This window comes from Butyricimonas sp. (assembly GCF_019423355.1).
GTDB classification, from domain to species: Bacteria; Bacteroidota; Bacteroidia; order Bacteroidales; family Marinifilaceae; genus Butyricimonas; species Butyricimonas faecihominis.
Window position 1 is genome coordinate 127684 of the sequence record NZ_JAHZBP010000012.1, and the last position, 24052, is coordinate 151735.

19 protein-coding genes and 1 pseudogene are annotated in these 24052 nt (G+C 43.9%); 10 read left to right on the plus strand and 10 right to left on the minus strand.

Features of this window, described 5'->3' with window-relative positions; genetic code table 11:
* Positions 1-3: 3 nt before the first annotated feature.
* Positions 4-819 (minus strand): peptidoglycan editing factor PgeF, encoded by an 816-nt coding sequence (gene pgeF / locus QVC79_RS15500; RefSeq protein WP_270595511.1) that lies wholly within the window; start codon positions 817-819, stop codon positions 4-6.
* 137 nt (positions 820-956) lie between these two features.
* On the opposite strand from pgeF, the gene QVC79_RS15505 reads away from it, so the two are divergent.
* Positions 957-1712: a Fic family protein gene (locus QVC79_RS15505; RefSeq protein ID WP_270595510.1), complete on the plus strand. Its 756-nt coding sequence runs from the start codon at positions 957-959 to the stop codon at positions 1710-1712.
* 229 nt (positions 1713-1941) lie between these two features.
* Complete coding sequence (locus tag QVC79_RS15510; RefSeq protein ID WP_027201758.1) at positions 1942-2205, plus strand: type B 50S ribosomal protein L31; 264 nt, start codon at positions 1942-1944, stop codon at positions 2203-2205.
* A 135-nt stretch (positions 2206-2340) separates the two neighbouring features.
* Here QVC79_RS15510 and QVC79_RS15515 read toward each other — a convergent pair whose 3' ends face one another.
* The gene (locus QVC79_RS15515; RefSeq protein ID WP_270595509.1) at positions 2341-3516 is read right to left on the minus strand and encodes a GlmU family protein; all 1176 of its coding nucleotides are present in this window, start codon (positions 3514-3516) and stop codon (positions 2341-2343) included.
* Positions 3517-3724: 208 nt separating this feature from the next.
* On the opposite strand from QVC79_RS15515, the gene lon reads away from it, so the two are divergent.
* The 4 genes from lon (at position 3725) to ahpF (ending at position 9870) form a co-directional block, all read left to right on the plus strand.
* The gene (gene lon / locus QVC79_RS15520) at positions 3725-6139 is read left to right on the plus strand and encodes an endopeptidase La (protein ID WP_124317775.1); all 2415 of its coding nucleotides are present in this window, start codon (positions 3725-3727) and stop codon (positions 6137-6139) included.
* 176 nt (positions 6140-6315) lie between these two features.
* Entirely contained in the window at positions 6316-7452 is a 1137-nt protein-coding gene (locus QVC79_RS15525; protein WP_270595508.1) for an AAA family ATPase, read from the plus strand.
* 213 nt (positions 7453-7665) lie between these two features.
* A complete protein-coding gene (ahpC, locus tag QVC79_RS15530) occupies positions 7666-8232 on the plus strand; it encodes an alkyl hydroperoxide reductase subunit C (RefSeq protein WP_124318360.1) in 567 nt (188 codons plus the stop codon).
* A gap of 87 nt (positions 8233-8319) precedes the next feature.
* A complete protein-coding gene (gene ahpF / locus QVC79_RS15535) occupies positions 8320-9870 on the plus strand; it encodes an alkyl hydroperoxide reductase subunit F (protein ID WP_270595507.1) in 1551 nt (516 codons plus the stop codon).
* A 41-nt stretch (positions 9871-9911) separates the two neighbouring features.
* On the opposite strand, the gene QVC79_RS15540 is transcribed toward ahpF, so the two are convergent.
* Positions 9912-11033, minus strand: coding sequence for an AI-2E family transporter (locus QVC79_RS15540; protein WP_087422628.1), 1122 nt, complete (start codon positions 11031-11033; stop codon positions 9912-9914).
* A 206-nt stretch (positions 11034-11239) separates the two neighbouring features.
* Between QVC79_RS15540 and QVC79_RS15545 the strand changes: the two genes are divergently transcribed.
* Genes QVC79_RS15545 through QVC79_RS15555 form a run of 3 tightly spaced genes read left to right on the plus strand, consistent with a single transcriptional unit; the run spans position 11240 to position 14152 of the window.
* Positions 11240-11449, plus strand: coding sequence for a DUF4492 domain-containing protein (locus tag QVC79_RS15545; protein WP_027201765.1), 210 nt, complete (start codon positions 11240-11242; stop codon positions 11447-11449).
* Positions 11450-11453: 4 nt separating this feature from the next.
* Positions 11454-13004, plus strand: coding sequence for a cytochrome ubiquinol oxidase subunit I (locus tag QVC79_RS15550; protein ID WP_124317406.1), 1551 nt, complete (start codon positions 11454-11456; stop codon positions 13002-13004).
* A gap of 29 nt (positions 13005-13033) precedes the next feature.
* Positions 13034-14152: a cytochrome d ubiquinol oxidase subunit II gene (locus QVC79_RS15555; RefSeq protein ID WP_270595506.1), complete on the plus strand. Its 1119-nt coding sequence runs from the start codon at positions 13034-13036 to the stop codon at positions 14150-14152.
* Between the two features lie 57 nt (positions 14153-14209).
* Here the strand turns inward: QVC79_RS15555 and QVC79_RS15560 are convergent, their stop codons facing one another.
* The 3 genes from QVC79_RS15560 to trxA form a co-directional block, all read right to left on the minus strand.
* Complete coding sequence (locus QVC79_RS15560) at positions 14210-15625, minus strand: amidophosphoribosyltransferase (RefSeq protein ID WP_270544255.1); 1416 nt, start codon at positions 15623-15625, stop codon at positions 14210-14212.
* 20 nt (positions 15626-15645) lie between these two features.
* The gene (locus QVC79_RS15565; RefSeq protein WP_270595505.1) at positions 15646-17301 is read right to left on the minus strand and encodes a SulP family inorganic anion transporter; all 1656 of its coding nucleotides are present in this window, start codon (positions 17299-17301) and stop codon (positions 15646-15648) included.
* Between the two features lie 132 nt (positions 17302-17433).
* Entirely contained in the window at positions 17434-17793 is a 360-nt protein-coding gene (trxA, locus tag QVC79_RS15570) for a thioredoxin (protein ID WP_229782956.1), read from the minus strand.
* Positions 17794-17926: 133 nt separating this feature from the next.
* On the opposite strand from trxA, the gene QVC79_RS15575 reads away from it, so the two are divergent.
* Positions 17927-18295, plus strand: a complete 369-nt coding sequence (locus tag QVC79_RS15575) for a YccF domain-containing protein (RefSeq protein ID WP_124318415.1) — start codon at positions 17927-17929, stop codon at positions 18293-18295.
* A 158-nt stretch (positions 18296-18453) separates the two neighbouring features.
* Here the strand turns inward: QVC79_RS15575 and QVC79_RS15580 are convergent, their stop codons facing one another.
* From QVC79_RS15580 to QVC79_RS15595, 4 genes and pseudogenes are all read right to left on the minus strand, one after another.
* Positions 18454-18957 (minus strand): TlpA family protein disulfide reductase, encoded by a 504-nt coding sequence (locus QVC79_RS15580; RefSeq protein WP_151411529.1) that lies wholly within the window; start codon positions 18955-18957, stop codon positions 18454-18456.
* A gap of 100 nt (positions 18958-19057) precedes the next feature.
* Complete coding sequence (locus tag QVC79_RS15585) at positions 19058-21175, minus strand: type IA DNA topoisomerase (RefSeq protein ID WP_270595504.1); 2118 nt, start codon at positions 21173-21175, stop codon at positions 19058-19060.
* 195 nt (positions 21176-21370) lie between these two features.
* Positions 21371-22504, minus strand: a complete 1134-nt coding sequence (locus QVC79_RS15590) for an OprO/OprP family phosphate-selective porin (RefSeq protein WP_270595503.1) — start codon at positions 22502-22504, stop codon at positions 21371-21373.
* A gap of 126 nt (positions 22505-22630) precedes the next feature.
* Positions 22631-23948: pseudogene (locus QVC79_RS15595) on the minus strand (ATP-binding protein).
* Positions 23949-24052 lie beyond the last annotated feature (104 nt).

The window sequence follows — 24052 nt, forward strand, 5'->3', positions numbered from 1 at the left end:
CATCTATATATTTAACATGATTCCCGCCCCGAATCGTCCCGTGTTTCCCCGGTCCCCTCGATAAGAAAAAAAACGATCATGATGACAGACGGTACAAATTCCCGCCACTTCAATACGAATATCCTCCACCCCCACTTGCCGTAATTGACGACGATTAGCCTCCCACAAATTCAACAGATACTTCCCGGCCTGTTTCCCCGGTTCGATCAATCCCGTCAGGTCTCCCAACCCCTCACGTGCCGCCTCCACGACTTCTTCCCCGACCTCAAAACAACAGGGTCCGATAGAAGGTCCTATCCCGACAATCACATCCCGGGGTTCACATCCAAACTCCTCCCGCATCCGCTCTACGGTCTTCGCTGTAATTCCTCCCACCGTACCTCGCCATCCCGCATGAACAGCAGCAATAACCTGTACCCGGGGATCGTACATCAAAACAGGAACACAATCGGCAGCAAGCACCATCAGACAAACACCCGTTTCTCTCGTAATCAAAGCATCTGTCGAAGATAAGCGAGTCGCTTTCTCCCGTCCTCCCCGACCACGTTGCGACCGGGTCACGACTTCTACGTGAGTGGTATGTTTTTGTTCTCCCAAAATAAAATCATCCACACCACAACCAACAGCCTCCGCCAGCAACATCCGGTTAGTCAACACCCGTTCATCCCGGTCCTCATCCATGAATCCCAAGTTCAACGCGGCTTGCCCGCCGACACTAACGCCACCTTCCCTTCCCGACACGAAATGAATTAATCCCGGAAAATCCCGTAATCCCAAGAACTGGTAGAACGTAACTTTATCTCTCTCAACCCTAATCATATTTATTCGTTCTTTTGAGCGCACAAAGATACAACATTCCAAACAAAATTGTCAACATAAATCGTCTTGTCACAAATAACCATAAAAAAATAAACCCCCGTTTTGTTTACACGTATCATCGATAAAAAAGAACGATTATGTGGCAAGAACTATGTAAAACCCGCGAAGAATACCTCGAAAGAGCGAAACTGGACACGAAAGGCTATTCGCCCCGACGGTCGGAAACGTTACTCTACGAGATTGCCCGCCTAGACGGCATGGACATTAAAAAACAAGACTTTTTCAATATCCTGAACGATATTGAGATCTCACCCAAAGTAACACGAGAAGACACGCACCGGATAAAAGACCTGAGCAACGCATTCCTTTACCTTGTTAAATGCGCACAACAACGCAAAAGGTTCTCGCTCGACTTCGTACGGGAAGTCAGCGCAAAAGTGATGCAACACACGGGCAAAGAGGTGTACACGACGATCGGCGGTTACGATACCTCGCTGGGCGATTTCCGGCTGGGAGAAGAGTACTATGAAGAGGGTATCCTCGCTAATTATGCCCAGATCCCGGATATGCTGGAACAACTGTGTAAAGAGACAAATGAAAAGTTGGGGAACGTTCACGACATACTGACCGTGAAACTTGCCGCAGATTTTCACTATCGCTTCATGCACATAAAACCTTTCGGAGCCGGGAATATTACCGTCGGCCTCCTGATGATGAACTATATCCAGATGATGTTCAGGGAACCGCTCATCCTCATCCCGGGAGAAGACAAGGCAAAATATCTCGCTGCCATAAAAATGCAGAAGGACACCCCAACGCCCGAAACATTCGAACGTTTCGTGGGTGAGGAATTACTTTCCCAGCTTCGCAAAGAAGTCACCCCGCGGAAATAATATTATCCATTTCCCAATGCCGGAAGTATGTTCTGACAAGCATAAACTCCGGCATCACTTTTTAATCCAGAAACTTCCCTCTCTACTATAACTCGTGAATTTCAACCCTTTTCGCCAGACTTTTCTCGCCCTCAATTAAAAAAGTCTCTGAAATTCTTTGTGATTTATAATGAATCAACTATCTTTGCTGCCCGTTAAACCAAGGAACAATTTTAAAATTATATACGAAATGAAAAAGGGCATACATCCTGAAAATTACAGATTAGTAGCGTTTAAAGATATGTCTAATGGAACGACTACAATCACCAAGTCTACTGCCGCAACGAAGGAGACTATCGAGATCGACGGAGTTGAATATCCATTAGTAAAGATGGAAATCTCCAACTCTTCACACCCGTTCTATACCGGTAAAATTAAACTGATCGACACTGCAGGACGTGTTGACAAGTTCATGAACCGTTACAAGAACCACATGGAAAACAGAAAGAAATAATTTTTCTGATATAATACAAAAAGAGGAGATTCTAAGAATCTCCTCTTTTTGTATGGTCACAAGTTGCAGGTTGAACCTTCGGTTATGCAAGTTACAGGTTAAAAATGTAATCCTTAACCTATAACTTACCTATTTTTATCGTTCGGGATCAGCAAAAACATGCTCTATAATCCGGCGATCAACATCATGAAACGTCTTGTTCCGGCGTTTCATGACAGCCTCAGCCGTGGAAACGAACTGATTCATTTTATGCTCCGTAAACCCACTGGCTCCACCCCATGAGAAAGAAGGAACAAAATTCCGAGGAAAATCCGAACCGAAAATATTGGTCCCCACACCGATCACTGTTCCGGTGTTAATCATGGTGGAAATACCCAGTTTTGCATGGTCACCCATGATCAGACCGCAGAATTGAAGTCCGGTCCGACGGAAATGCTTGGTCTCGTAATCCCATAACTTCACCTCCACGTAAGTGTTCTTCAGATTAGAATTATTCGTTCCGGCACCAATGTTACACCATTCGCCCAGCACGGAATTCCCGAGAAAACCGTCATGCGCCTTATTCGAATAGCCAATCATCACGACGTTATTGACCTCTCCCCCACATTTGCAATACGGCCCGAGGGTCGTCGCCCCGTACACCTTGGCTCCCATCGTCAGCACCGAATGTTCACACATGGCCAATGGTCCCCGCACCAAAACACCTTCCATAATCTCGGCATCTTTACCGATATACACCGGACCACCCTCCGTGTTAATTACCGCACAACGTACAACAGCCCCCTCTTCGACGAAAACGGGATGTTCTCCATACACCTGCACGCAACTATTCAACGGGGTACTCTCACGTCCTTCCGTGATCAATCGGAAATCAACCTCCAATTCTTGGGCATTCAGTGAAAACAAATGGTAAGGATAAACAACACGGGTAAACACTCCCGTGTATTCTTTACGTGTAAAATCGGGTATCGTCACTGGATCAAAGGTTGCAACGTCCTGTTTACCCATTCGCACGGCGATCAGACAATCACCCTGTAATAACATCTCTCCAGCCTGCAAAGACTTGATTTCCTGAATCAATTCATCATTCGGGCATACCGAACTATTGATAAGCAAATTATCGTCTTCCACAGACAACGGGAACTTTTCCTGAAGGTAATCTTTGGTCAGATATGCAACCTTATCCCCAAACCGCTTTTCCCACTTTTCCCGGATCGTGAGAATTCCAACCCTCAATTCAGAAATCGGACGAGTAAAAGTCAAGGGCCTTAAAGTACCCCAACTTTTATCATCAAACAAAATTATTTTCATTGTGTGTTTTATATTTGCACACAAAAGTAACAAATGCATCATATTTCACAAAAAAATCTTTGGCATAGGAATTGTCCTATTATGTAGTGGTTTATTTTTCAGCGCCTTTTTGTCAAAATGTCAGTTTTTGAAACAAGGCTAACTACGGGAAAACCGGAAATAAACCAAATGTGGAAAAGTTTAAAACAATAGAGATAAGGAGATCATAATGAATAAAATAGATTTAAAAGATATTTTACAAGAAAACTTGGCGGACGATAATCAAGATTATTTATCCATCCTTGGAGACGAGAAGGAGATGCTCAACGACCACACGGATATTCCTGACACTCTGCCAATTTTACCGCTACGGAACACAGTTCTGTTCCCCGGTGTCATAATTCCTATAAATATTGGTAGGGAAAAGTCACTGAAACTCATCCGGTACGTGTATAAAAGCAGCGTACCCTTCGGTGTTATTGCCCAGAGAGACACCAACACGGAAAATCCCAAACTGGAAGACCTATACACGATAGGTACAGTTGCCACCGTCTTGAAGATATTGGAAATGCCGGATGGAACAACGACGGCTATCATACAAGGCAAAAAGAGATTCGAACTTGATGATATCCTGTACGATGAACCCTATCACGTGGGAAAAATCATTGTTAAACAAGAGGACACGATCACGGAAGAAGATCAAGAGTACAATGCTATCGGAGAGGCTTTAAAAGACATGGCCTTGAAGATTGTAAAATATTCCAGCAACATCCCGAACGAGGCAGGATTCGCCTTGAAAAACATCGAGAGCATGTTATTCCTGATCAATTTCATTTCTTCGAACACGGATATTGACTACCGGAATAAACAGGAATTACTGGAAATTGACATCCTGAAAGAACGGGCAACTAAATTACTGGAACTTTTGGGCAAACAGGTCAAAATACTGGAACTCAAAGAGGACATCCAGAAAAAAGTGAAAGTCGATCTGGATAAACAGCAACGGGAATACCTACTCCACCAGCAGATGAAGACTATTCAGAACGAACTGGGAACTAACCCGGTGGATGAAGATCTTCAAGAACTGGAAGAGGCAGCCAAAAAGAAGAAGTGGGGAAAGAACGTACAGGAAATTTTTGAAAAGGAACTTCAAAAACTAAAACGCCAAAATCCCTCCACCCCGGACTATTCCGTGCAATTCAATTACGTGAAAGAATTGACAGAGTTACCTTGGGAACATTATTCCGAAGACAATTTCGACTTGAAGAAAGCCTCCGAGATTCTGGATGCCGATCATTACGGACTGGATAAAGTGAAAGAGCGAATTCTCGAATACCTCGCCGTACTGAAACTGAAAGGAGATATGAAATCTCCAATTCTATGCCTGTACGGCCCTCCGGGAGTCGGTAAAACCTCTTTGGGAAAATCTGTCGCACGGGCCCTTAACCGAGAGTTCGTACGTATGTCATTGGGAGGCTTACACGATGAATCCGAAATCCGGGGACACCGTCGTACCTATATTGGAGCCATGCCCGGACGAATCATCCAAAGTATCAAGAAAGCCGGCACGTCAAACCCCGTGTTCATACTGGACGAGATTGACAAAGTAGGTCAGGATTTCCGGGGTGACCCGCAGTCCGCCCTGTTGGAGGTTCTTGATCCGGAACAGAACACGACCTTCCATGATAACTACCTTGATATTGACTATGATTTATCGAAAGTCATGTTTATCGCTACGGCAAACGATATTTCAACGATTGCCCCCCCACTAAGGGATCGCATGGAAATGATCGAAGTAAGCGGTTATCTCATGGAAGAAAAAATAGAGATTGCCAAACGGCATTTGATACCCAGACAATTGGTGAATCACGGGTTAAAAACAGAACAAATCGAGTTCACGGATGATATATTAAATTTCATCATCGACAAATACACCCGAGAATCGGGAGTACGGGGATTGGATAAGACTTTGGCAAAGATCATGCGTCAAGTGGCAAAGCACGTGGCTCTGGACTCGTCTTTCACGATTAAACCGACAAAAACAACCGTGGAAGAATACCTAGGTACCCCTATCTTTACCCGGGAAGAATACCAAGGTAACGAATTACCCGGAGTGGTTACCGGCTTGGCATGGACAGCCGTGGGCGGTGAAATTCTTTACGTGGAATCGAGTATCAGCAAGGGCAAAGGCGCCCTAACCATGACAGGGAGCCTCGGTGATGTGATGAAAGAATCTGCCACCTTGGCATTAGAATACATTAAATCGCACGCCGAAGAACTAGGCATCCAGCCCTCAGCCGTGGAAGAACACAATATCCACATTCACGTGCCGGCAGGTGCCGTACCGAAGGATGGTCCCTCGGCGGGTATCACCATGGTCACCTCGTTAGCCTCATCGCTAACCGGAAGAAAGGTAAAGAAAGCCCTCGCCATGACCGGAGAAATCACGTTGAGAGGTAAAGTTCTCCCCGTGGGAGGCATCCGGGAGAAGATCCTAGCTGCCAAACGTGCCGGAATCAAAGAAATCATCCTTTGCAGGGAAAACAAAAAAGACATTGACGAGATTAAAAAAGAATATGTCAAAGGCATTAAATTCCACTTCGTTGACCACATTCGGGAAGTATTGGACATTGCCTTGATCTAAAAGGAATCTACCCATTTTGAAGTGCATCTTAAAAAACAAGTTTCATTTTTAAGATGCACTTCGTTTTTTTTCCCCCTCACATGATGACACTATCTATTTTAGACTATCTAAAATAGATAGTCTAAAATAGATAGTATTAGAATTAATTCGTATCTTTGTAGGAAATAATAGAAGTCATGGAAAAAATTATAAATCCCTTTTTAATAAAAGGATATGCAGGCAAAGAGCTGTTTTGCGACCGGGAACAAGAACTTGACATTTTATACAAAAACGTATGTAATGGAGTTGATACAACACTTATATCCCCTCGAAGAATAGGTAAAACCGGCTTGATTCTACGTTTTTTCGATTATTTGAAGGAGAAAGCATGGGGGGAATGCGTGTACGTGGATATTTATGCATCCCGCAACCTAGAAGATCTTGTCCGCTTATTGGCAGAAGCCATATTGCTAAAATTTCCGGAGAAAACAAACATCGGAAAACGTTTCATGACTTTTTTGAAAGGATTACGCCCACTGATCGGCTACGACGCATTGACAGGGGAACCACAAGTACAAATCGTGTATCAAATGGCACAGGAAAAAGAGAACACGTTAAAAGGTGTTCTTGATTTCTTAGACAGCCAAAATGTGAATATCGTGTTGGCAATTGACGAGTTCCAACAGATAACGGAATACCCCGAACAAAACATGGAAGCTTTATTGCGAACATATATACAACAACTTAAAAATATACGATTCATTTTTAGCGGAAGCCAGCGGGCAATGATGTTGGAAATATTCTCGAATGCCAACCGACCTTTCTTTGCCAGTACACAATACCTCGCTATAGAAAAAATCCAGCAGGACGTGTATGCTACGTTCATTACTGATTTATTTGAACGTTACGGAAAACAAATAGACCCGAATTGTGTTGCAGAAATTCTCAACTGGAGCAGAAGGCATACATTTTACACGCAAAGTTTATGTAACCGAATTTTTGCCATGGGTACATCCCACGTGACAACAGAACAAGTAAAATGGGCTTGCTCTGATCTATTGGAACGTAATGAACCTGTTTTCTTGCAATATCGTCAACTATTGACTCCAATTCAGTGGAATTTTTTAATTGCCATTGCCAAAGAACACGAAGTCAAACAAATCTCAGCACAATATTTTATCAGTAAATATGGAATCGGTTCACCCGCCAATGCAAGACGATTGGCAAAAGCAATGATCGAAAAAGAGTTAGTTCTCGAAACCGTGGATAAAACTGGGGTGACGTACCAAGTCTATGATGTATTTTTTTCAAGATGGTTAGAACGTGAATATTAATTGTTGTGACCGAACAGCCCTAGTGAATTATAAATAAAATAGTAGTGAGCAAAAGATAATGCATACTAATAATCAAGTAATTACTTTTGCTTATTAGTTTTACCTATCCATATATAGAATAATTCAATTGAATTTCTTGTTTTAATAAAAATAAATGATATATTTTTGTATCGAGAAAATAAAAACAAGAATCAATTATAAAAATAAAAAACAATGGAACCAATTATCAATTCACAACTTCCTGAGTTCAAAGTTCAGGCATTTCACAACGGAGAGTTCAAAACAGTAAGTAACGAAGACGTAAAAGGCAAGTGGGCGATCTTCTTTTTCTATCCCGCGGACTTTACCTTCGTTTGCCCGACCGAATTGGTTGACGTGGCAGAGAAATACGAACAATTCAAAGCCATGGGAGTAGAAGTTTACTCTGTAAGCACGGATTCTCATTTTGTACACAAAGCATGGCATGATGCCTCTGAAAGCATTCGCAAAATCAAATACCCGATGTTGGCTGACCCGACCGGAGTATTGAGCCGTGCCTTCGGGGTGATGATCGAGGAAGACGGGATGGCTTATCGCGGAACATTCGTGGTAAACCCGGAAGGAAAGATTAAAATTGCAGAAATCCACGACAACAACATCGGACGTAACGCTGACGAATTACTTCGAAAAGTTGAGGCCGCTCAATTCGTGGCAGAACATCCGAACGAAGTTTGCCCAGCAAAATGGAAAAAAGGTGCAAACACACTGAAACCGAGCATTGATTTGGTTGGTAAAATTTAAATAGTTCAAAGTTTAGAGTTTAGAATTTAAAGTGAAAAACATTCTAAACTCTAATTTTTTACCCTTTAACCTCTAAACTTCATTTATATGCTAGATACCTCTTTAAAAGACCAACTTAAAAATATTTTCGCCGTTTTAGAGGCTCAATACACGTTGGACATCGCCGTGGCTCCTCAACACGAAAGTCGTCAGGAATTAACGGAAATGTTGGCTGACGTGGCAGAATGTTCAGATAAAATATCTTGCCGGATTAAAGAGGGAAAAGAACTGGAATTCTCTTTACTGAAAAACGGAGAACCCACAGGCATCAAATTCCGGGGAGTCCCCAACGGACACGAGTTCACCTCCCTCCTACTTGCCATCATGAATGCAGACGGGAAAGGGAAGAATTTTCCGGATGAGACCATCTGCAACCGGGTGAAAGCATTGAAAGGTCCCATACACCTGACAACTTACGTATCTTTAACTTGTACCAACTGTCCGGATGTCGTACAAGCGCTGAATGCCATGGCTACTTTAAACCCGCAAATCCATCACGAAATGGTCGACGGGGCAATCTACCAAGATGAAGTAGAAAAATTAAAGATACAAGGAGTACCTTCCGTGTTCGCGGATGGAAAACTCATCCATGTCGGAAGAGGGGAATTCGGTGAATTATTAAACAAACTTGAGGCTCAATACGGAATAGAAGAAAACACGTTAGAGGTAAAAGAAAAAAGTTATGATGTCATCGTTCTAGGAGGAGGACCGGCAGGATCGGCAGCCGCCATTTACTCCGCACGCAAGGGTTTGAACGTGGCCGTCATAGCGGAACGTATCGGGGGACAAGTCAAAGAAACCGTGGGGATTGAAAACCTGATTTCCGTACCGGAAACAACAGGTAATCAATTGGCAGACAATTTACGGACACATTTACAATGTTACCCGATTGACCTGCTGGAACATCGGCAGATTGAAAAAATAGCATTAGAGGATAAACAAAAAATACTTTCCACTGCTACCGGGGAGAAATTCTCCGCACCGGCTGTTATCGTAGCTACCGGAGCCAGTTGGAGAAAACTGAACGTATCAGGTGAGGCCGAGTATATCGGTAGAGGCGTCGCGTTCTGCCCGCATTGTGACGGGCCATTCTACAAAGGCAAACACGTTGCAGTTGTAGGAGGGGGCAATTCAGGGATAGAAGCTGCCATTGATTTGGCAGGAATATGTTCAAAAGTTACCGTATTGGAATTTTTGGACAATTTAAAGGCCGATCAAGTGTTACAGGAAAAACTAAAAAGCTTACCCAACGTGGAAGTCTTTGTCAATTCGCAAACACTTGAAGTTATCGGCAACGGGGATAAGGTAACAGGCATCCGGGTAAAAGACCGGACCACCGAAGAGGTTCGTACCATTGAATTGGACGGAATTTTCGTTCAGATCGGTTTAATGCCTAATAGCGGCGTTTTCCGGGAAGTCGTCGACACGAATCGAATGGGAGAAATCGCCATCGACACGTATTGCCGCACAAATATTCCGGGAATCTATGCCGCGGGAGATGTCTCCACCGTTCCCTACAAACAAATCATCATCGCCATGGGAGAAGGAGCAAAAGCCGCACTTTCTGCTTTTGAGGATCGGATGCGAGGGGTGATTTGAACTAAAAGATAAAAGTTAAAAACTAGAAGTTAACCACACTTCTAGTTTTTTTTATTTTCATCTTCCAAGCCTTTGGTCAATGACTTGACCAGTTTATACTTATTAAAGAATTCCCTCAATATTACCCGCAAAACCGTATACCCCGGTATCGCCAAGATCATTCCCGGTATACCTGCCAGATTTCCCGCAATCAGTATCACCAAAAAGATCTCCATCGGGTGAGCGTGAACACTATTCCCGTAAATTAAAGGCTGTAACACCACGTTATCAATCAACTGGGTAATAATGAAAACGATACTCATGTATATCAACAAGGGAAATACCACCGTGTAGAAATCGACATCCACATTCGTCGCGATCCCGACAGACAATCCGAAAGCCGCCCCGATCAGAGGCCCGATATAAGGAATTACATTCGTAATTCCCGTGATCAAACCAATCAGCACCGCATTATTAAACGGTAGCCCCACGATCGTCAATCCCAGTATATTCAAACCCATCACGATCAGCACCTCGAAGGTAATCCCGATAAAATAACGCATCAGTAATTTTTGAATCGAATCCAGCGCATTCCCCACGCCTTCCCCGTAACGTGTCGGCACGATGGTCAACAACATCCGGTAAAATAACTTGCTATCCTTCAGGAAAAAGAATGCCATAAACGTCACGGAAAACAAGGCTATAAAAATACTACTGATCGTACCTGCCAAAGAACCGAATATATTTTGAATCTGCGTGACATCCACCACCGACTTCAAGTTCGTCACGATATATTCCTTCACGTCCTGATCCGATTCAAGAATGCCAAACCGTTTCAACCCCTGCTCCAAATCGGCCAAAGGATCTTCCAGCTTGTTCACGATATTCGTGATACTAATATCACTCAACGACTGAAATTCTTGGCTCACTAACGGGATCACCGTGTAAAAGAAAAGGATAAATACCACCCAAATACAAATCAGAGCTATCGCGGCTCGCAAACCTCCCGGTATATGATACCCCTTAATTTCCAAGCGCTCCAAACAATTCATCACCGGTCGCCCTAAAAAAGAGATGATCACGGCAATCAAGATATAAGCTATTATAGAAGAAAAATACCAACACAAAAATCCCACGACCGCCAAAGCGAACCCTCCCAGACAATATTTTCCTATATTATTCATAATTCAATCTTTACAAAGTAACAAACAACTCTCCGTTTACGACAAAAGCAACTTGACGTTACACATTTCTTACTTCAAAAATAGATAAATAAATTTATTCTATTAACACATAGGTATTATTTATGCAAAAAAAACATGGAAATCAAGAAAACATTTTTATCTTTGATTACGTTCTTTAATGGATAAATAACAAAATAAAGTCGTGTATGCTAAGAAAAGCTTGGGATCTATATTACGACGGATTCAGGAATATGCCCCGGTGGGGAAGAACTCTTTGGCTTATTATCATTATTAAGCTATGTATCATGTTTTTAGTCTTTAAACTTTGGTTAATGCCCAATTACTTGAACTCCCACTACGACAGTGCCGAGGAGAAAAGTAATCATGTTTTTGAAGAATTAACAACAAAACCTTAATATTATGCTTCTTGATCTGACAACAACCACTCTGGTGGAGTGGTCACGATGGCAATTCGCCATGACAGCAATCTACCATTACATGTTTGTACCCCTGACTTTGGGATTGGCCCTGATGCTCGCCATCATGGAAACCATGTGGGTAAAAACGGGTGATCAAAGTTGGCTGAATGCCACTAAATTCTGGATGAAACTGTTCGGTATTAATTTTGCCATCGGCGTGGCTACCGGATTAATTCTGGAATTCCAGTTCGGTACAAACTGGTCAAACTACTCTTGGTTCGTGGGGGATATTTTCGGCGCCCCGCTAGCCATTGAAGGAATTATAGCGTTCTTCTTAGAATCCACCTTCGTGGCTGTCATGTTCTTTGGCTGGAATAAAGTAAGCAAACGCTTCCATCTGGTTTCAACTTGGATGGTATTTGTCGGGGCAAACATTTCAGCTCTATGGATTCTGGTTGCCAATGCTTGGATGCAAAATCCTGTCGGCATGGAATTTAACCCACTGACAGCCAGAAATGAAATGGATGATTTTTGGGCAATTCTCTTCTCTCCCACCGCGATCAGTAAATTTACCCACACGGTAACTTCGGCCTACACGCTGTCGGCCTGTTTCGTGGTAGGAGTGAGCTCATGGTTCATCCTGAAGAAAAGGAATCTTGAATTCGCTCGTAAGAGTATCATGCTCGCCTCCGTGTTCGGGTTAATCAGTATTCTGCTCACCATGTACACGGGAGACTCCAGCGCACAGGATGTAACTAAGACACAACCCATGAAATTTGCCGCCATGGAAGGTCTGAACGAGGGTGGTAACGGGGTTGAATTCACCGTAATCGGTATTCCGACAAACGATCCGTCATTACCGACACCCAAGATGAAAAAAATGGAATACGCGATCCATGTTCCCAAAATGCTTTCCTTCTTGGGGTATCATGATTTCAATGCCTATATTCCCGGTATTCAAAATATTTTAGATGGTTACACCTCTCAAGAAGGTATCACCTATCCCTCTTTGGAACAACGTATGGCTAACGGCCGCACCGCCATCGATGCCTTGAAAACATATAAGCAAGCCGTCAAGGACGAAAACCATCCCCTTGCCGACAGCACGTTACAAGTCTTTAAAGCCAACTATTCCGACTTCGGGTACGGCTACTTGTCATCCCCGTATGACGTCATACCTCACGTGCCACTCGTATTCTTCAGTTTCCGAATCATGGTCGGCTTGGGTATGTTATTCACACTTCTATTCATTCTTTCCCTGTGGTATGCAAAGAAGAGAAAATTCGAGAAATTCAAACTCATTCCTTACTTGGCTCTTGTCTGCGTTCCCTTGGCTTACGTCGCTTCCCAATGCGGTTGGATCGTGGCAGAAGTTGGTCGCCAACCTTGGGTCGTACAGGATCTGATGCCCACGAATGTTGCCGTTACCAAAATAGCGTCCGACTGGGTAATCACCACTTTCTGGATGTTTGCCATACTTTTCACCATCCTGCTAATTGCAGAACTGAAAATTATGTTCCACCAGATAAAAAAGGGACCGGAAAATCATTAAAATCTAAAATCATAAATCACAAATCGCAAATGAATATGGAATTTCTTCAACATTATTGGTGGATTTTAATATCATTACTTGGCGGATTGCTCGTATTCCTGCTGTTCGTGCAAGGAGGACAAACACTATTATATACCATTGCCAAGACTGACGATGAACGCAATCTGTTGGTCAATAGTTTAGGACGTAAGTGGGAATTCACGTTCACGACATTAGTCGTGTTCGGGGGAGCATTTTTTGCCAGTTTCCCGCTATTCTATTCAACCAGTTTCGGGGGAGCTTACCTCGCTTGGATGGTCGTATTGTTCTGTTTCGTGATGCAGGCCGTTTCCTACGAGTATCGCCGGAAAGCCGGAAACCTGCTCGGGGAAAAGACCTACAATATATTCCTGATCATTAACGGGGTCATCGGCACCATCTGTATCGGTGCCGTTGTCGGCTCTTTCTTCACGGGTAACCCGTTTAAACTAGGAGAAATGAATGATGTTACATGGATGAGTCCATGGAGAGGTATCGAGGTGCTGTTCAATGTCGCAAACCTCTGTCTGGGTCTAGCCATTTTCTTCTTGGCCCGTACATTAGCCTCCCTCTATTTTATGAATAACATCAAACATGACGTGATCTACGAGAGAAGTAAAAAACAAGTATTATACAACTCCATCCCGTTCGTGATACTCCTACTCGCCTTCCTAGCCATCATCTTACTGGGTAAAGGCTATGCGATCATGGAAGATAAGAGCATCCAACTCGTCCCGTACAAATATTTCCACAACCTGCTGGAAATGCCTTTGAACACGCTTATTTTATTGATCGGTGTTATCGGAGTTTTATTCGGAATCATCCAATCCATCTTGAAACCCCATTGGAGAAAAGGGATTTGGTTTTCCGGAATCGGAATCGTCTTGGCTGTAATCGCCTTGTTTATCGTGGCAGGATTCAATAACACGGCATTCTACCCGTCATACACGGATCTCAATTCGTCATTGACCATTTACAATGCCTCATCCTCCCTCTACACGTTGAAAACCATGGCATACGTGTCTCTGGCCTCCCCGATCGTGCTGGCCTATATATTCTACGCTTGGCGAGCTCTCAACAAAAAACAGATTGATATACAGGATGTGAAAGACGACCACCATGCATATTAAGATAAAAACTTTTATCTTTCTTCTTATATGTAAAAAAGGGCTGTTTCCAGCCCTTTTTTACATATAAGAAGAATTGTCCCAACAATGGGTACAAAGCTCCTCCTTCGGCAATCCGATTGCCTTCACAATATCTTCCAGACGTTGAAACTTCAATGAATCCAACTGTAAATGTTGAGCCATCACGTCCAGCATCTTCTTGTACTTCTCCGAATCGGGATCGGTATATGGTTTCAATATCTCTTCCGTCAAATCGGAGGTACCTTCCAAATCCCGGATCACCCGACGGGTAAACAAGTCAAAATTAGAACGGGAAGAGGAAAAATTCAAGAACGCACAAGGATAAACCAGAGGCGGACAAGCAATCCGCATATGCACCTCTTTTACCCCGCATTCCTTCAATTTCACCACGTTATCCTTCAACTGGGTTCCCCGCACGATCGAATCATCTAGAAATAGAATCCGGGCATCCCGTGTAAATGCCTCGTTAGGCAACAATTTCATCTTGGCCACCAAATCCCGCATCGCCTGATTCTGTGGCATAAAACTACGGGGCCATGTCGGCGTGTACTTCACGAACGGACGCTTGTACGGCAGGCAACGGGCATTCGAGTAACCAATCGCGTGACCGACTCCCGAATCGGGTATTCCCGCCACGTAATCCACCTTCACATCATCCCGTTCGGCAATAGCCGCTCCACAACGATAACGGGCATCTTCCACGTTAATCCCCTCGTAATAAGAAGAAGGGTAACCGTAATATACCCACAAGAAAGAACAAATCTGTTTCTTGCATCCCGGAGTCGTCACTTGCGTGATCCCATCCCGGGTAATCTGCAAAGCCTCCCGCGGCTGAATATCCCGCACAATCGTGTATCCCAGATTCGTGAACGAAGAACTCTCGCTGGCCACCACGTATCCATGCTCGTTTTTCCCCAAGATAATCGGCGTACGACCATATTTATCCCGAGCCGCATAAATCCCCGTCTCCGTTAGGATCAAAAAGGAGCAAGACCCCTTGACCTTGTTATACACGTTCTCGATTCCCTCCTTAAACGTATTCCCAGCATTAATCAACATGGCCACCGCCTCTGTCGGGTTCACCGTCGAACTCGACAATTCGGCAAAATGCTTTCGTTCCTTCAGAAACTCATCCACAATCTCGTCCAAGTTAGCCAAACGCCCTACCACCACGACAGCGAACCGTCCTAAATGCGAGGTCACCGTGATGGGCTGTGATTCCATATCACTGATCACCCCGATTCCCAAGTTAGACCCGGCGAAACGATCCAGTTCCGGTTCAAACTTATTCCGGAAATAGGCACTCTCCAAGCTATGGATGGAGCGATTAAAATCCGTCCCGTTATAAAAAGCCAGTCCCGCACGTTTCGTTCCCAGATGAGAATGGTAATCCGTGCCATAAAACACGTCAGCAACACAATCTTTACGAGATACACAGCCAAAAAATCCGCTCATACTTCAATATCTTTTTGTAATTATTTCTCTTCAATCTTCTCTTTCGCGGCCTGTAAAGCCAAATCGAATTTCGGGTAAATATTCTCAACCCCGACAAGCTCACCTATTCCCCCCTTCAATAAATCCTTTTTCACCGATTCATTCACTCCCGACAAAACGATGTACGTACCTTCGTTCTTTAATTGAAGTATTGTCTCTCTCAAGTTCTTCAACCCGGTAGAATCCACGAAAGGCACATGACGCATACGAATAATCAGTACTTCGTAATTCACGCCTAAGTTACGAATTGTTTCGCAATATGTTTTTGCCGACCCGAAGAAAAATGGCCCGCTAATCTCGTATATCCCCAAACCTTTCGGTAGGTTCTTGTAATTTTCAAGCACATCGCTATCCATATTCGTGGCTCCGATAATCTCTTTCGGGGCGTTATCCGCCATACGTTTCATAAACAACAGGGCAGCCAACACAACCCCGATTTCAATCGCCACGGTCAAATCGACCAGCACGGTCAAAAAGAATGTCACCAGCAAAATCACCACGTCAGACATCGATGCCCGCAAAATGGAACGGAATGACCGCCATTCACTCATGTTATAAGACACCACGATCAAGATTCCTGCCAGACATGACATCGGAATCAAAGACGCCCACTTCCCGAAGAACAACATGATCAGCAACAACACCACGGCATGCGTGATACCGGCAACCGGGGTACGTCCCCCGTTCTTCACGTTAGTTGCCGTACGGGCAATGGCTCCCGTGGCAGGAATACCACCAAACAAAGGAGAGGCAATATTAGCAATACCCTGAGCTATCAACTCTGTATTCGAACGGTGATGCCCACTGATCATACCATCGGCAACTACCGCGGACAGCAAGGACTCAATAGCACCCAAAATGGCAATCGTCATGGCTGGCTGCAAGTAATGAGACAACTGTCCCCACTCGATTGACGGGAATACCGGGGTCAAATTACATTTAATCTCCCCGAACTCGGAACCGATCGTCGTCACCGCACCTTCCGGCAAGAGGAATGCCACAATAGGCGTCACCACCAATATGGCAACAAACGAACCCGGCACCTTACTTGTAATCTTCGGCATATACACCGCGATCAACACAGTCACGATCGTGATTCCCACGGCATACCAGTTCACGGTATCTATTCCCCCGAAATAAGCACCCCATTTACCGATAAAACTTCCCGGCACATCCGTCAGTGTCAGTCCCAGTGCATTCGATATTTGCGTGGAGAAAATCGTCAAGGCGATACCGGAAGTAAAACCGACAATCAACGGGTGAGGAATAAACTTCAGTAACGTCCCCAACCGCAGCATACCGAACCCGATCATGATCACCCCGGCAAATATCGTTGAAATAATCATCCCGTCCAGACCATAATCATTCACAATCCCGTAGACAATAACGATAAAAGCTCCCGTGGGGCCACCGATCTGTACCCGGCTACCACCAAAGAACGAAATGAGAAATCCGGCCACGATAGCCGTTATAATCCCCTTTTCAGGAGAAACACCCGAGGCCACGGCAAAAGCGATTGCCAACGGTAAAGCCACGATACCTACCACGATTCCGGCAAGAATATCTTTCGATAAATTCTTCTTTACCGAACCGTCTTTAATTAATCCGAATAATTTCGGACTAAACACCTTTTCCATATTATTATACCCTTAATTTTAAAACGCACAAAGGTATATATTAATTTCAAATTCAAGGCTCCGAAATTAATAGAAATTAATAATCCCGCCATTCACAAGATTATCTCCTACAAATCAACAAATTACCCCATATCAAATATGAAATACCTGATTAAAGAAATGTTTCAATTCCCCTTTGGACACGGCCCCGCATCCCACTTGTGGCTGGCCTTCCACCGGAACAAACATCAAGGTCGGGATGCTCCGCACGTTGAAGGCCTTCACCAACTCCTTCTCCATATCGCTATCCACCTTGTAAATATCAACTTTCCCCTCGTACTCCCGCTGCAATTCTTCCAAGATCGGGGCTATGGTCTTACACGGAACACACCAATTCGTGTAGAAATCTATCACGACCGGACGCTCCCCCTCAAATCTATACACCCTCTCATTCTGATAGTCAAACACCTTCCGCTTAAAACTATCCTTTGTCAAATGCTCGATCATAGTCATATTCATTACAAGTTAATAAGTACATGAATCATACGCACGATTCTCACAACAAGTTACAAGTTCCTTTCTCCCCTGTTCCTAAATTGCATTCTTTATCGTATCTTTGGAAAATCATTATAAAACACGATAACACATGAAAATTCTTGGAAATATCATCTGGGTCCTGTTCGGCGGTTTTTTCATCGCGCTAGAATATTTTGTCTCTAGCATCGGTCTGTTCATCACGATCATCGGAATACCTTTCGGGATACAAACCCTAAAACTCGGAGTGCTGGCCCTCTGGCCTTTCGGTAGCCAAGTGGTAGACCTCCCGCAAAGTAGCGGTTGTCTTTCCTTCCTCATGAATGTCATCTGGTTTTTTATCGGGGGAATATGGATATTTCTATCCCATCTCCTTTTCGGGCTGATCTTCTGCATCACCGTCATCGGCATCCCCTTCGGCGTGCAACATTTCAAACTGGCCCGTCTGGCCATCACCCCCTTCGGTCACGACGTTGTATAGAAAAACGGACCCCATCCCTAAGGCCCGTTCATCTGATAAAAAGCTCTAAACAATTGTCCAAAGCCAAACTAAAAATTCAGTGATCTTATTAATTTTAAATTTTAAATTCCAGTTACTTCAATCCCTCCCTCAATCCAAAATCATTAAATCTAAAATTCCTAAATTCCCTTCAACGCCTTCAACGTTTTCTCGGTTTCAGCATTTGAAGGACGAGTCATATTCGCGTTCACCACCTTACCCTCTTTGTCCAGAAGAATAAAGCGAGGAATACCTCTGATCCCGAAAGCGGTCATAAATTCACGATCTCCGCCATTGTGTAATTGAACTCCGCCCAAACCTTGTTCCTTCACCATCTTCTCCCAAGCAGCTTTATCTTTATCGCAAGAAATACTCACGAACACGATTTTCTTACCATGCATCTTTTTCTCCAACTCTTTCAAATGAGGAAGTTCATATTGGCAGGGTCCACACCATGTAGCCCATACATCAATATAGACATATTTACCCTTCAAGTCACTCAAGGATACTTCCTTGCCGTTAATATCCAAATACTTGAACGTGGGAGCTTGATCTCCTTCTTTTAACTCTTTTTTCTCTTGTGCATTCACCGTAACAAATGACAACAAGATCAACATACAGGATAAATAATGTTTTAATCTCATAGCTTTTCTTTATTTATTTTTTATTGTAACACAAAGCTAAGGATTAAAACTCAGACCTATATCATTTGAAAATAGTTTTAAGATAGATTTAATACACCCCCTATTTTTTATCCACGATCACCCGGAAGTTATCGTCCAGACGCAGAACACCGCTAAACGTACTACCGTCCTCATTTTTAAAGCCATTCAACGCTCCCGTTTTCCCTTTCAACACCAAAGCCTCGACTTGCTTCTGTGTTAATTTTTTCCCAAAAAATTCCATGGGGATAATAAAATCACAAGATTTCCGATACAGGCTACACCCCCAAGCCGCCCGTCCCTTGATAATCTCGCCGTTCCCGCATTTCGGACATTTCAACACGACGGGTTCTGCGGGAGCTTTCTCCTTCTTCGGGGCTTTCTTCTCTTTCGGGGTAGATTCTTTTTCCGCCTCTTCTGCCACCTCCACGGTGATCGCTTTCCGGGGAGAACACTTCACCACGTGTACCAACTCGTTCACCATCACCTTCAACTCCTCCATAAAATCCGACACGTTGTAAGTCCCCTCCTCGATCATCCGCAATTTCTTCTCCCATTGCCCGGTCAACTCGGCCGACTTCAACAAGTCATTCTGGATCGTATCAATCAGTTCAACGCCCGTGGCTGTTGCCACCAACCGCTTTTTATCCTTCCGAATATACCCTCTTTTCAATAACGTCTCGATAATCCCCGCCCGGGTAGACGGACGCCCTATCCCATTCTCCTTCATCAAATCCCGGAGTTCCTCGTCTTCCACCTGTTTTCCGGCAGTCTCCATCGCCCGCAGCAAATCCGCCTCCGTGTAATACTTCGGCGGCTGCGTCTCCTTCTCCTGCAATTCGGGCGTGTGCGGCCCCTTTTCCCCGACCTCGTACACAGGCAACACGTTCTCATCACTCTGTTTGTTCGATGCCGCGGGAAAAACTACCCGCCAAGCCGGGTCAATAATCTGTTTTCCGGTTGCCTTGAACTCGTTCACCCCCACCTGAGCCATAACCGTCGTGTTCGCAATCTCGCAATCCGGATAGAACACCGCGATAAACCGTCGGGCCACCAAATCATACACCCGCTTTTCATCCGGGGTCATATCATAGCTAAAAACTCCTGTCGGAATAATGGCATGGTGATCCGTGATTTTCTTGTCATTGAACACCTTCGGAGACTTTCGTATCTTACTCCCGTTAATAATCGGGTCAATCAACGTGACGTATGGTTTCAGCCCCTTCAAAATTCCGGGGACTTTGGGATATATATCATTCGGTAAGAAATTCGTATCTACACGGGGATAAGTTGTCAACTTTTTCTCGTACAACGACTGGATGATTTTCAAAGTCGTGTCCGCCGAGAAAGCAAACTTCCGGTTACACTCCACCTGCAACAACGTCAGGTCGAACAGTTTCGGAGGGTGTTCCATGGCCTTTTTGCGTTCCACGCTCTTGATTTCCAACTCTAAAGGTAGAATCTCCTGCATGAAAGCCTCAGCCTCCTCCTTTACCGTGAAACGTCCTTTCGTGTAAGAGAACCAGCCTCCCCGGTAATCCGTCCGTACTTCCCAGTAAGTTTCCGGTTTGAATTGCTCGATTGCTTTCTGCCGATCGACAATCAGAGCCAACGTCGGGGTCTGCACCCGCCCGATCGACAACACGTTCTTCCCGTTCCCGTAGCGCAACGTGTAAGCTCTCGTGGCATTCATCCCCAACAGCCAGTCCCCGATCGCCCGGGCTGACCCGGCAGCGTATAGCGTGTCAAAATCCTTCGACGACATCAACTTGGCAAACCCGTCCCGGATCGCCTCTTCCGTCAACGAAGAAATCCACAACCGCATCACCGGGGCCTTGCACTTCGCCTTCGTAAGCACCCAGCGCTGGATCAACTCCCCTTCCTGCCCCGCATCACCGCAATTAATCACCATCTCCGCCCGGTTGAACAACTCCTCTATAATGGCAAACTGCCGTTTGATTCCCTCATCATCAATCAACTTGATACGGAACGAGGACGGAATCATCGGCAACATACTCAAATTCCACTGCCTCCACTTTTCCGTGTACTCGTGCGGTTCCTGCAACGAACAAAGATGCCCGAATGTCCACGTCACACAATAGTCATTCCCCTCGAAATAACCATTCCGACGTACTTTGGCTCCCAGAACCTCCGCTATCTCCTTCGCCACACTCGGCTTTTCCGCTATACAAACACGCATCGATTAATTTTAGATTTAATGATTTTAGACCAAACTCCCTCCCCCTTCGGGTACTCCCTCTATAAACAGAGGGAGAGTTGAATTACTCACCGTCTTCGGGAAGAGTCACCAGCTCCTCCTCTGTTTATAGAGGAGGTGGCAGCGAAGCTGACGGAGGAGTTCATTTTCAATTCTCCATTTTCAATTTTCAATTATTTAAAAGCTCAACTGAATCCTCCCCTGTATCATGCTAAACGTCTGTTTCCCATCTATCGGTGCATGTTTATCCAAACTTACCAAGCTATAACTCATTTTCGCTGCCACGTACTTGTTGAAATAATAGATACCCCCGATCGAGAAATCATTCTGTTTCCCTCCCATAATTCCGGCATCCTTATCGTTCATGTTGGTGACATTATAGCGACACAGGATTTCCAAGCTCTTCGCCCCCGGAGCCGTGGCCATACCACTCGTTTTATTATAACCATAACGGCCATTCAGTAAGGCATACCCCACTTGCGCGTACCAACCGTCACCGTTATAATTCTCAACCGACGCTTTACGATTCACGTGAGCCATCAGGTATTCACTTTGGAAATACCACCTGTCAAGCACCATCACCACCTCGGCCCCGAACTTCCATTCATTAATTGCCTCAGTCACCTCTGCCTTCAAAAATTTCTCGGAAATCAAATTCGAGGGAGCCCCAGCCGAATAAGTCAACGTGTTCTCTTCTGCCTCTCCCTGCACGCCAAACCGAGAAGAAACCCCGACATGAATCACGTTTTTCTCCTTTGAATAAGGACGATATAACACTCTCCCCGAAAATGCGTACCCTTCATCCCCTTTTTCCGTGTTGTCAATATCTTTATCACTGAACACGCCTCCCGACACGTTCAGCACGTCGCAATTATACGTGTAACTGATTCCCAACCGTCGGCGATCCCCGAAAGCAATCCCGGTCACGGCAGCCCCGTTAAACTTCATATCCGACGTCCCGATCCGGTACTCCAAACTGAACGGTTCGAAATAATGGCCCACCCGGAACAGATTCTTCCCGTCATTATACTCGATATAAATATCTTTCATTGACACCTTACTCTTGGCAAACCCCATCTCGATCTTCCCGGTCCACCTTTCCAGAAAACGAACCACCGTCCCCATGCGGACATCATACACCTCAACCGCATTTCCCAAAGACGTTTTATCACTAAAAAACACTCCTCCGTCAAATAACGCCCGACCAATCAAACGAGCCTCGAAATCTCCCTTCTCCGACTTCAACGTCAACTGCGCCGAAGCACTCGTTTCACAAATCAATAGCATCAAAATCAATAGCGTATGCCTCATCATCAATAGTTTAAGGATTAATTTAATTGTATAGAATTAGAATACCCTGCAAAAATACAAAAAAATCAACAATTCATAGATTTCTTCCTCACAAGAGATTTAATCACATCATCCAGTAATCAAACTCTACATATCTTCTAAAGATAAGCCTTTGTACTCTACCGTAAACTTAGAAAATTTTTTCACGATGTTTTTTGATTTCTCTTCAAGGATGGGTAAGCTAATTCGCTTAGGATTTCTCTTGATCTCACAAAAAACAATACGTTTTTCAAACTCATTCACAGCAACAATGTCTATTTCATCTTCTCCTTTATTATTCCAATAGCCTTGAATATCCGAGTACTCCATAGAGTCAATCATTTTTGCCCGGAAATATTTTTCTAATATAATCCCGCTGAATGTATCATAATCCCTTTCCATTATGTTACGCACATAGTCCAAGTTGCCAATCTCAATGGCACTACGATATTTATAAATAAAACGGAACCAAAGATTTAAGAAATTATCTTCAATCAGATATTTATTGTTACGGCTACCCTCTTTAGCACCGAAGGGGCGTACCCTCTTGATAATATTATACTCCTTTTCAAGTTTATCTAAATAACCACCAACAGGCATTTCTAGAAATGCTCTCCATTTCGCCACGTTCTGTTTTGGAAGAAGCTATTAAAGAAAGGATAGAAAAATAATTACCATAATCTTTGCCAAACTCATCTATTAAAACATCTTTACCCTCATTCAGAAAATAAGAATTTTCCTTGAATATGGCGTCCAGAATCCTAGTTTTGGTTAAGGCCTGAAATTGAACTAGTTGTTCTATGTATTTAGCCACACCACCTGTAACCATATAAAAAGCAAGTAAATCATCGGGCTTATAATCGGGGTTGTGATCTGCCAATATCTCTTTGATAGTTGCGATGTCAAACGGCTTAATGGTCATTTTTGATGTGGCTCTACCAAACAATGGCTCTTTTGAATTCTCAAAAATTCTTTTCATCGTTGAATATATCGAACCACAGAGGACCAAGTTTATATGGCCTTGATCCTTGTAAGTGTCCCAAATATTCTGCATATCACTGAATACGGACTTATTTAGACTGGTAAACTCTTGAAATTCGTCAATAATCAACGTGAAATTTCTTTCACTTGATAGCACCATAATTGCCTTGAATAGAGATGCAAAATTCTGGAAACGTCCCAAAGCCACTCCTAACTTATCTTCTACTTCACGAGTAAATTCTTCACATAACAGCACCTCATTTTTCTTTGCTACAAAGAAATACAATACCGACTTTTTCTCAAATGCACGTTTAAGAAGAGTTGTTTTGCCAACACGTCTTCTACCTACCATTATAGTCATCTGAGATGACTTGGAAGAGTTCTGCTCTATTTCTTTTAAGGTAGCTATTTCTTTCTGTCTATTATAAAATTTAACAGCTTTCATTAAAACAACCAAACAATTATAAGAATATCTATTGTTTCAACCATCACATACTTGTAGCTTTCGGAACCACCCGACTCGTTCTCTCATTTTTTATCTTTATCTTT